Below are 9,280 nucleotides of genomic sequence, written 5' to 3' on the forward strand. Positions count from 1 at the left end.
GCGCGGCCAGCAGCCGGAACTCGGTCGGCGTCAGATCGACCCGCGCGCCTCGGACGTCGACCGTGTGCCGGACGGCGTCCAGCACCAGGTCTCCCGCCGTGGCGGCGGGCGGTGGCGCGGCCCGCTTGAGAGCCGCCCGCAGCCGGGCGGCGAGTTCGGCGAGATGGAACGGCTTGGACAGATAGTCGTCGCCCCCGGCCGAGAACCCCGACAGCCGGTCGGGCAGCCGGTGGTGCGCGCTGAGGAAGACGACGGGGGAGAGGAACCCGTTCGCGCGCATCGCCTGGCACACGTCCCGCCCGTCGGCGTCGGGCAGCCCGATGTCGAGTACGGCGGCACAGACGTCGTCGGTGGCCAGCCGCAGCGCGGTGGCGCCGTCCGACGCGGGGACGGTGTCGAAGTCCTCGTCGCGCAACCCGCGCATGAGCACGTCCCGCAGGGCGTGATCGTCCTCGACGACCAGGATCGTCCGGCGCATGGTCCTCCCCTGGATGACTACAATCCTGTAGACGGTCTACGGAACTGTAGACGACGATGGTGCGGGAGTGCGCCGTACGGCAGTCAGGATCTGTTCAGGTGGTCGATGGCACGGTCGGGCCGCATGACATACGAAACCTCCGAGACCTCCAGAACCCCCGAAACTCCCGGGACCGCCGTGCCCGGTGTCGCCCGGCCGCGCTGGAACAAGGTGCCGGAAGTCACCCTCTACTTCTGGATCATCAAGGTGCTGTGCACGACCGTCGGCGAGACCGCGGCAGATCTGCTGAACGAGAAGGCCGGCCTCGGCCTGACCGGTGTGTCCGTGCTGATGAGCGGGCTGCTGGCGGTGGTGCTTGTGGTCCAGTTCCGTACGCGGGCCTATCGCGCCGGCGTCTACTGGCTCGCCGTGGCCCTGATCAGCGTCGTCGGCACACTCATCAGCGACAACCTGACCGACAACATGGGCGTGCCGCTGGAGACGAGCACCACGGTGTTCGCGCTCGTTCTCGCTGTCGTGTTCGTGGTCTGGTACCGGCGCGAGCGGACACTGTCCATCCACAGCATCGACACCACCGGCCGCGAGGCCTTCTACTGGCTCGCCGTGCTGTTCACCTTCGCGCTGGGCACCGCCGCCGGCGACCTGGTCTCCGAGCGCATGGACCTCGGATACTGGTTGTCCGCCCTCCTGTTCGCCCTGGCCATCGCGGCGGTGGCGGTCGCCCACTTCGCCCTCGGCCTGGACGCGGTGCGGAGCTTCTGGATCGCCTACATCCTCACCCGTCCGCTGGGCGCCTCGATCGGCGACTACCTCTCCCAGCCGGCCGGCGACGGCGGCCTGGGCTTCGGCACCGTCGTCACCAGCGGGGTCTTCCTGGCGGTCATCCTGGGACTGGTGGTGTACCTGACGGTGACCCGCAAGGACGCCGGCGACCCCGAGCGCCTCGTACGACGGGTGGTCTGACCGAGCGATGCGGAAACTGCCCCAAGTCACCCTCGCCTTCTGGGTGATGAAGATCGCGGCGACAACTCTGGGCGAGACGGCAGGTGACCTCTTCGCGCAGACCCTGAAGCTCGGTTACTTCCTCACCACGGTCGCGCTGTTCGCGGTCTTCGTGGTCACCCTGGTCGTACAACTGCGCTCCCGCCGCTACAACCCGTTCCTCTACTGGACGGTCATCCTGTCCACCAGCACGGCCGGCACCACACTGTCCGACTTCATGAACCGCGACGGCAGCGCCAAGTACCTTGCCAACGGCGCCAGTTCACTGGGCTGGGGCCCGCAGGGCCTGGGCCTCGGCTACCCCACGGGCGCGGCGATCCTGATCTCGGTGCTGCTGCTCGTCTTCGCGCTCTGGAAGGCGAGCGGGATGACGTTCGAGATCCGCGACATCGTCACCTTCCGCGGCGAGACCCTGTTCTGGTCGGCGATCCTCGTCTCCAACACCCTCGGCACCTCCATGGGCGACTTCCTGTCCGACAGTTCGGGTCTCGGCTACGCCGGCGGGGCCGCGCTCGTGACCGGCGCCCTGCTGGTGCTGCTGGTCCTGATGAAGGTGCCGGCGGTCCCGAACGTGCTGCTGTTCTGGATCGCCTTCGTGCTGACCCGGCCACTCGGCGCCACCGCCGGCGACCTCCTCACCAAGCCGGCCGTCAAGGGCGGCCTCGACCTCGGTACGGCGGGCTCGTCGGCCGTACTGCTCGCGGTCCTGATCGGCCTGACGGGCCACGCCCTCCTCCAGGAGCGCCGGAGCCCCGCCCGGCTCTCGCCCGAGCCTCCGCCTCCCTGGACCGGGGGCGAGCGAGACCGGGTCACCGAGCGGACCGGCTGACCACACCGCCCGTACCGCACCTGCACGCCACCCCCTCCGACGGACATCGAAGCGCCCGACCGGGGCACGCGGGAGTGCGGGCCACTTAACAGTGCGCCCGCACGTCGGCCCGTCCAGTGTCTCCGGGAAAGGAATCATGACGTCGTCTCATACACACAAGTGGGGCCTGAGGAACGGCAGTTCCGCAGGCCGCCGGAGCCGGACACCGGGACCGGCCGAGGGCAAGCAGGCGCGGGCCGCCACCGGGCGCGCCGGATTCGTCGCACGCGGCGTCGTCTACGTCCTCGTCGGCGCCCTCGCCCTGCGGATCGCGTTCGGCGGCGGTGGCCGGGAGGCGGACCGGCAGGGCGCGTTGCAGCAGGTCGCGGCGCAGCCCTTCGGGAAGGTGATGCTGTGGATGCTGGTCGTCGGTTTCGGTTGCATGGCGATCTGGCGGGGCTCCCGGGCGCTGCTGTCCAAGGGGCCGAAGAACAAGGTGGGTTCGCGGCTGCTGGACGGTGGCCGGGCAGTGTTCTACGGCTTCGTCTGCTGGGGTACGGCGTCCTTCGAGGCCGGGACCGGCGGGTCGTCCGGCGGTGATGCCAAGTCGCGGGACTGGACCGCCTCGGCGCTGAAGCTGCCGGGCGGTCAGGAGCTGGTGGGTCTCGCCGGCTGCGTCCTGATCGGAGTCGGCGCGACCCTGGCGGTGCGGGCGGTGCTGCGGAGTTTCTTGCGGAAGCTGGAGACCGGGAGGATGAGCCGCCGGGTACGGCAGGTCGTCACCGCCCTCGGTGTGGGCGGTGGTGCGGCGCGCGGCGCCGTGTTCGCCGGGGTGGGTGTCTTCGCGTTGGTGGCTGCCATCCGCTTCGACCCGCGGCAGGCCAAGGGCATGGACGCCACCCTTCGCACCTTCGCGCACACTCCGGCGGGCCCGTGGCTGCTGGTCGCCGTGGCCGTCGGGCTTGTCCTGTTCGGCGGTTTCTCCTTCGCGTCGGCACGCCGGCGCCGCCTGTGACCGGAGCTCGGGCGAATCCGGTGAGCGGGGTCGGGGAAACAAAAACCCGTCCGCGCGGACATGAAGTCGCCCGGAGCGGGCACGTGGGGTTCGACCTGTTCCCCATATAAGGCGGCATCGTGGCTTCATCCGTGAACGCCCTCGAAGCAACTGCTCCTGCCCGCACGGGAACATCGCAGGCAGCGGACGACCTGCCGTGGATCGAGGACGGGGCCAAGGTCGCTCCCAAGGACGCACGCGTGCTGTCGAGGCTGTTCCTGGACCGGCTGCGGGAGTTGGAGGAGGGCACCCAGGAGTACCAGTACGCGCGGAACACGCTGATCGAGATGAACCTGTCCCTGGTGGCCTTCGCCGCCCGCCGCTTCCGCAGCCGGGGCAGCGGCGAGATGGAGGACGTCGTCCAGGTCGGTACGATCGGCCTGATCAAGGCCATCGACCGCTTCGACCTGACGCGCGAGGTCGAGTTCACCTCCTTCGCGATCCCTTACATCGTCGGCGAGATCAAGCGCTTCTTCCGTGACACCACCTGGGCCGTGCACGTGCCGCGCCGCCTCCAGGAACTCCGTGTCGAGCTCGCCAAGAGCAAGGAGACCCTCGCCACCGAACTGGACCGCACCCCCACGGTCAAGGAACTCGCCGCCCATCTGGAGCTGACCGAGGACGAGGTGATCGAGGGACTCATCGCCGCCAACGGCTATGTCGCCGGCTCCATCGACACCCCGGGCGGCGACGAGGCCGACAGCGCGCCGAAGTACGCGGACACCCTGGGCGATGCCGACCCGGCCCTGGAACTGTTCGAGGACCTCCACACACTCGGCCCCCTGCTGCAACGGCTCGACGAGCGGGAGCGGAGCATCATCGAGATGCGGTTCGGCCAGGAGCTGACCCAGGCCGAGATCGGCCGCCGACTGGACTTGTCGCAGATGCACATATCCCGCCTGCTGAACCGCACCCTCGCGAAGCTGCGCACCGGCCTCCTGACCATGTGATCCCCACCCGCACCGCGCCGAAGGGATCACCAGGGATGAGTGCCGACCACGATCCGCTGCGCCGGCCGTCCGCACCGATCGTCGCGGAGCCGGTGCCGGACCTCCAACTCCAGCTGCTGGTACGGCTGCTCGGCCAGGACGCAGAAGCCGCCCTGCCCATCACGCTCACCATCGGGGGCGCCTTCCTGCACGGCGACCTGATCTCCCACGAGGCGTGGACCACCGGCTGGGCGCACAGCCTGCACGACGCCGCCGGCGGAGGGTCCGCGGTCATGCCCCTGTGGCGCGGACGGCTCACGGACGTGTCCGGCTGGTCGCTGGGGAAGCCGAGACAGCCACCGGAGGAGCCCATCACCGGGTTGCCGCGGTAGTCCGGCGAGGAAGCGGTCTGTGAGGATGGGCCCCATGGGCGTGCGCAGCAGGAACCAGGTGACGGTGACCGGCCGGGCCGGTGGGCCGGTGGTGGTGCCGGCGCACGGGTTCGGGTGCGACCAGCACATGTGGCGGCTGGTGGTGCCGCTCCTGGAACGCGACTTCACCGTGCTGCTCGTCGACCATGTGGGAGCCGGACGTTCCGACCTGTCGGCATGGAGCCCGGAGCGCTGCTCCACCCTGGACGGCTACACCGAGGACGTGCTGGAGATCTGCCATGAGCAGGCACTCGCCCCCTCGCCGTGCTTCGTCGACGATCCGGCCACCGGCTACCGCGGCGGTTTCAGCGCCGCGGACATCGACGAGCTCCTGGGCTCCCTGGACGCGAACCACCTTGGCTGGTCGGCCGCCATGGCACCGGTGATCATGGGCAATCCGGAGCGCCCTGAACTGGGGGAGGACCTCGCCGACGTCACCGTGCCCACGCTGGTCGCGCAGTGCTCCCGGGACGCGATCGCGCCCCCGGAGGTCGGCGAGTCCGTACGGTCCCGGATCCGGGGAAGCCGCCTGGTCACCCTGAACGCGACCGGACACTGCCCCCAGCTTGCCGCGCCGCAGGAGACGGCCGCCGCGATCACCGGCTTCGTCGGGGCCGTCCGCCGATGAACACCGGTGGGGAGACCGAGAGCGGGGATCACAGAGCACCCGGGAAACAGCCGGGTGCCGAGCACGCGGCGTTCTCCGCGCTCCTGGAGGACAGCGCCGAGGACCTCTACGAACACGCGCCCTGCGGCTACCTGTCCACACTTCCGGACGGCACCATCGCGAAGATCAACAGGACGCTGCTCGACTGGCTCGGCCACGAGCGCGGCGACCTGGTGGGCCGTAGGACCTTCTCCGACCTGCTGACCGTGGGCGGCAGGCTCTACCACGAGACCCACTTCGCCCCGCTGCTGCTCATCCAGGGTGAGGTCAGCGGGATCGCCCTGGAGCTGAGGACGACCGACGGCGACCGGCTGCCCGTGCTGGTCACCTCCACGGTCAAGAGCGGTGGCGACGGCCGGCCGCTGCTGATCCGCACCACCGTCTTCGACGCCCGCGACCGCCGCGCCTACGAGACGGAACTGCTGCGCGCCCGCCGCCAGGCCGAGCGCGAACGCGAAGAACTCATGCGTCTCAACGCCACCCTGCAGCAGACCCTGCTGCCGCCAACTCTGGTGAACGTGCCCGGACTTGACGTCGCCGCGTACTACCACGTCGCCTCCACCGACATGGTCGGCGGCGACTTCTACGACCTCTTCCCGCTCTCCGCCGGGACCTGGGGACTGTTCCTGGGGGACGTGTGCGGCAAGGGTGCCGCCGCGGCGGCCGTCACCTCGCTGGCCCGCTACACGCTGCGCGCCGCCGCCGTCTACGACCCCGACCCGGCCGCCGTCCTGGGCAATCTCAACACCGTCCTCAACCACGAGTACAACGGCCACGACCCGCGGTTCTGCACCGTCGTCTTCGGACTGCTCACCCCCGAGGGCGAGCACGGCGGCTTCCGCATCACCCTGGCCAGCGGCGGCCACCCCCCGGCCCTGCTGCTGCGCGCCGACGGCAGCGCCGACCAGGTCGACACCCCCGGCGGACAGCTCATCGGTGTCCTGCCCGACGCCCACATCGCCACCGCCACCGTGCACCTGGCCGCGGGCGACACCCTGCTGCTGCACACGGACGGTCTCACCGAGGCCCGCCAGGCCCGCACCAGCGACGGCGACCGCTACGGGGACGAGGCCCTTCTCGACTTCGCCCGGGCGCTGGCACCCACCACCGCCTCCGACGCCGTCGCAGCGATCCGCGACCTGCTCGACACATTCGGCACCGGCATCGACGACGACACCGCCGTCCTCGCCATCAACGTGCCCCGACCGACCAGCGAAGAGCCGCAGTGACCCAACTCGCCGTACAGACCCGGACCACCCCCGCGGGCCCCGTCGTCGAACTGACCGGCGAGCTCGACTACGACAGCTGCGCCCAGGTACGCGAACTCCTGCCCGGACTCGCGCTCCAGGACGGCCAGCAGCTCGTCGTCGACCTGACCGGTGTCACCTTCTGCGACTCCAGCGGCATCACCGCCCTGCTCGCGGCCCGCAATCACGCCCTCGCCGCCGGGGCGGGCATCGCGCTGGCCGCGGTCCCCGCGCACCTCGGCCGGATCCTCCGCATCGTCGGCCTGGACCAGGTCTTCTCCACCCACCCCACCGCGCAGGCGGCCGAAGCGGCCTGGACCCCTCCGGCGACCCGGCCCTGAACCGTCAACGGGCGAGGTAGAAACGGATCGTCGTGCCGTCCGGCGCCGTGTGCACGCGTACGAGGTCGGCGACGGAGTGGACCAGGAGGAGTCCGCGCCCGCCGGGCAGATCGCGTGACGGCGGGCGGCGGCCGGCCAGCGGGTCGGTCAGCCGCCCTCCGTCCTCGACCTCGCAGACGATCTGCCCGTCCTCGGCCCAGATCCGCAGCGTCCCCGAACCGCCCCCGTGCACCACGCTGTTGGTGGTCAACTCCGCGACGGCCAGCGCCAGATCGTGCAACCGCGGGTCCGCCAGGCCCAGCCGCTCGGCCTCCTGGACCGCGAAACAGCGGGACTTGGGGAGCTCGCCCGTGTCGAACGCGAGGGAGGCAGCGTCCGGCGGGTGGACGAGCGGCTCGTTGTAGCGGGCGATGATCCGCTCGGGATCGTAGGTGCCGTCGGCCGGTTGAGCGTGTCCGTCGAGGACGATCGGATGGGTGGCGCGGGCGTCGGCGAGCACCTCCGGTGCCAGGCGGTCCGCGTCGTAGGGGCACAGGATCGTCAACTCGCGTTCCTCGAAAGCGGAGTTGATCAGTGCCTCGTGCTGGACGCACGCCGGGTACTCCACGGCGGTGCGACCGGGCCAGATCGGTTCCCCTATGATCCGCACCCGGCCGCCGGAGTGGGCGTCGGCGAAGGCCCGCAGCACGCCGGGGATGATCCGACCCGGATTGCGGCCGACCTCGGTCATGTCGAGGAACCGCACACCGGCCCCGCCCGGCCCGAGTCCGGCTCTGATCAGGTCGACGTGGGGTCCGGGAACGGCGACCGCGACGGCCTCCCCGGCCGCCAGGCCTTCCCGGACGAACGGCACCGTGCCCGCCGTGTACTGCTCCTCGCTCCGGTAGAACAGCGCCGGATGCACGAACGGGCGAGCGTCGGTGGCCGTACCCATCGCACCGCCACCTCGATCCTCGTCGGTCCGGCCCGAACATGTCCACGACGCGCGGCAGTCTACGGGGGCGGTCGCGAGGCCGTCAGGAACAGAAGTCCGTGACGGTGTCGGTGAGGATGTCCGTCAGCCGGTGCAGTGAGGCGATGTCGGCCCATTCGACGGCCTCGTGCGCCCCCTCGCCGTCGGCCCCGAAGAGCAGACAGGGGATCCCGGCCCGGTCCAGGAGGGCGCAGTCGGTCCAGTACGGTTCGGCGAGGACGGCGGGTGTGTGCCCGAGGACGGACCGCGCGTGCCGGAGCAGCGTGCGTACGACGGGCTGGTCCGGGTCCCCCTCGAACGGCCGGCGGTGCAGGCCGCGGCGCAACTCGTAGGAGAAGTCCGGGACGGTGGCGGCGAGTTGGTCGAGGATCGCGGTCAACTCTGCCTGGACGGTGTCGGCGTCCTCGCCCGGCACGGTCCGCCGTTCCAGGGTGATCCGGCACTGCGCCGGGTAGGTCGAGGGCTCCTCGCCGCCGTGGATGACGGAGGCGTGCACGGTGCCGGAGCCGAGCAGCGGGTGGCCTCCGGCCGCGGCGAGGCGTCGCCCCAACTCCTCGACGGCCACGAGGAAATGACCGGCCTTGGCGATGGCGTCGATGCCCAGGCCGGGCTGCGACCCGTGGGCGGCGCGCCCGTGCACGATCACGTCGAACCAGGCGAACCCCTTGTGGGCGAGGACCACTTGGAGCCGGCTCGGCTCGGTGACGATCGCCGCGTCGGCGGTGAACGACTCCAGCACCTCCTCGGTACCGGCACTGGCGTTCTCCTCGTCGGCGACACAGGCGAGCAGCACATCACCGCGCAACGGCCCCCGCGCGGTGGCCCGGGCGGCGGCGGTCATCATGGCCGCGACACCGCCCTTCATGTCGAAGGCCCCCCGCCCGAACAGCTTCCCGTCCTCGATCCGGGGCCTGAGCGGCTCGCCCTCGTAGCCGCCCAGACCCACGGTGTCGAGATGCCCGTTGAGCATCAGCGAACGGCCGCCACCGGTGCCGTGGGCGACGGCCACGAGGGACGGGCGACCCGGGTTCCGCTCCAGCCGGTGGACCTCGAACCCACGCGCGCCGAACCAGTCCGCGCACAGGTCTGCGATCGCCCCTTCCCCCGCGCCCGAGGCCGCGAGACCCGGGTTGACGGAGTCGACCGCGATCAGCCGCTCCAGCAGCCGTACCGGGTCGAGTTCTTCGGCCCGCCGTGTCATCGCCGATCCTCCGCGTGAGGGTTGGCGGCCGTACCCTCGGTGCTCAGCAGGACGACGGTCGATCCGGAACCGACGGCCAGGGCTCTACGGCGCCCGGCGGCGCCCTCCCCGGTCAGCGCGGCGCGGACACCCGCGAGCGAGGCCGCACC

Annotated in this window: 11 protein-coding genes; 8 read left to right on the plus strand and 3 right to left on the minus strand. The window is 71.1% G+C overall.

What is annotated here, in order from left to right; all coding sequences use genetic code 11:
* Positions 1-478, minus strand: a 478-nt coding sequence (locus R6V09_RS37595; protein WP_317885961.1) for a response regulator transcription factor, incomplete at its 3' end; no start/stop codon positions are given.
* 123 nt (positions 479-601) lie between these two features.
* Between R6V09_RS37595 and R6V09_RS37600 the strand changes: the two genes are divergently transcribed.
* The 8 genes from R6V09_RS37600 (at position 602) to R6V09_RS37635 (ending at position 6,957) form a co-directional block, all read left to right on the plus strand.
* On the plus strand, positions 602-1,441 hold the full coding sequence (locus R6V09_RS37600; RefSeq protein ID WP_317885962.1) for a COG4705 family protein: 840 nt from the start codon (positions 602-604) through the stop codon (positions 1,439-1,441).
* Between the two features lie 7 nt (positions 1,442-1,448).
* Positions 1,449-2,309: a COG4705 family protein gene (locus R6V09_RS37605; protein ID WP_317885963.1), complete on the plus strand. Its 861-nt coding sequence runs from the start codon at positions 1,449-1,451 to the stop codon at positions 2,307-2,309.
* Positions 2,310-2,445: 136 nt separating this feature from the next.
* On the plus strand, positions 2,446-3,303 hold the full coding sequence (locus R6V09_RS37610; protein WP_317885964.1) for a DUF1206 domain-containing protein: 858 nt from the start codon (positions 2,446-2,448) through the stop codon (positions 3,301-3,303).
* Between the two features lie 116 nt (positions 3,304-3,419).
* Positions 3,420-4,292 carry an RNA polymerase sigma factor SigF gene (locus R6V09_RS37615; protein WP_442810218.1) on the plus strand — a complete coding sequence of 291 codons (873 nt, stop codon included), beginning with the start codon at positions 3,420-3,422 and terminating at the stop codon, positions 4,290-4,292.
* Positions 4,293-4,327: 35 nt separating this feature from the next.
* On the plus strand, positions 4,328-4,663 hold the full coding sequence (locus R6V09_RS37620) for a hypothetical protein (protein ID WP_317885965.1): 336 nt from the start codon (positions 4,328-4,330) through the stop codon (positions 4,661-4,663).
* Positions 4,664-4,697: 34 nt separating this feature from the next.
* Positions 4,698-5,330 (plus strand): alpha/beta fold hydrolase, encoded by a 633-nt coding sequence (locus R6V09_RS37625; RefSeq protein ID WP_317885966.1) that lies wholly within the window; start codon positions 4,698-4,700, stop codon positions 5,328-5,330.
* Positions 5,327-6,598 carry a PP2C family protein-serine/threonine phosphatase gene (locus R6V09_RS37630; protein WP_317885967.1) on the plus strand — a complete coding sequence of 424 codons (1,272 nt, stop codon included), beginning with the start codon at positions 5,327-5,329 and terminating at the stop codon, positions 6,596-6,598. The genes R6V09_RS37625 and R6V09_RS37630 overlap by 4 nt, the downstream gene beginning before the upstream one ends.
* Positions 6,595-6,957, plus strand: coding sequence for an STAS domain-containing protein (locus R6V09_RS37635; protein ID WP_317885968.1), 363 nt, complete (start codon positions 6,595-6,597; stop codon positions 6,955-6,957). The genes R6V09_RS37630 and R6V09_RS37635 overlap by 4 nt, the downstream gene beginning before the upstream one ends.
* Positions 6,958-6,961: 4 nt before the next feature.
* Here the strand turns inward: R6V09_RS37635 and R6V09_RS37640 are convergent, their stop codons facing one another.
* Positions 6,962-7,891, minus strand: a complete 930-nt coding sequence (locus tag R6V09_RS37640) for an anti-sigma factor RsbA family regulatory protein (protein ID WP_317885969.1) — start codon at positions 7,889-7,891, stop codon at positions 6,962-6,964.
* A gap of 82 nt (positions 7,892-7,973) precedes the next feature.
* On the minus strand, positions 7,974-9,131 hold the full coding sequence (locus R6V09_RS37645; protein ID WP_317885970.1) for an ArgE/DapE family deacylase: 1,158 nt from the start codon (positions 9,129-9,131) through the stop codon (positions 7,974-7,976).
* Positions 9,132-9,280: the final 149 nt, after the last annotated feature.

The sequence above is a fragment of the Streptomyces sp. W16 genome, assembly GCF_033194735.1.
Taxonomy (GTDB): Bacteria; Actinomycetota; Actinomycetes; order Streptomycetales; family Streptomycetaceae; genus Streptomyces.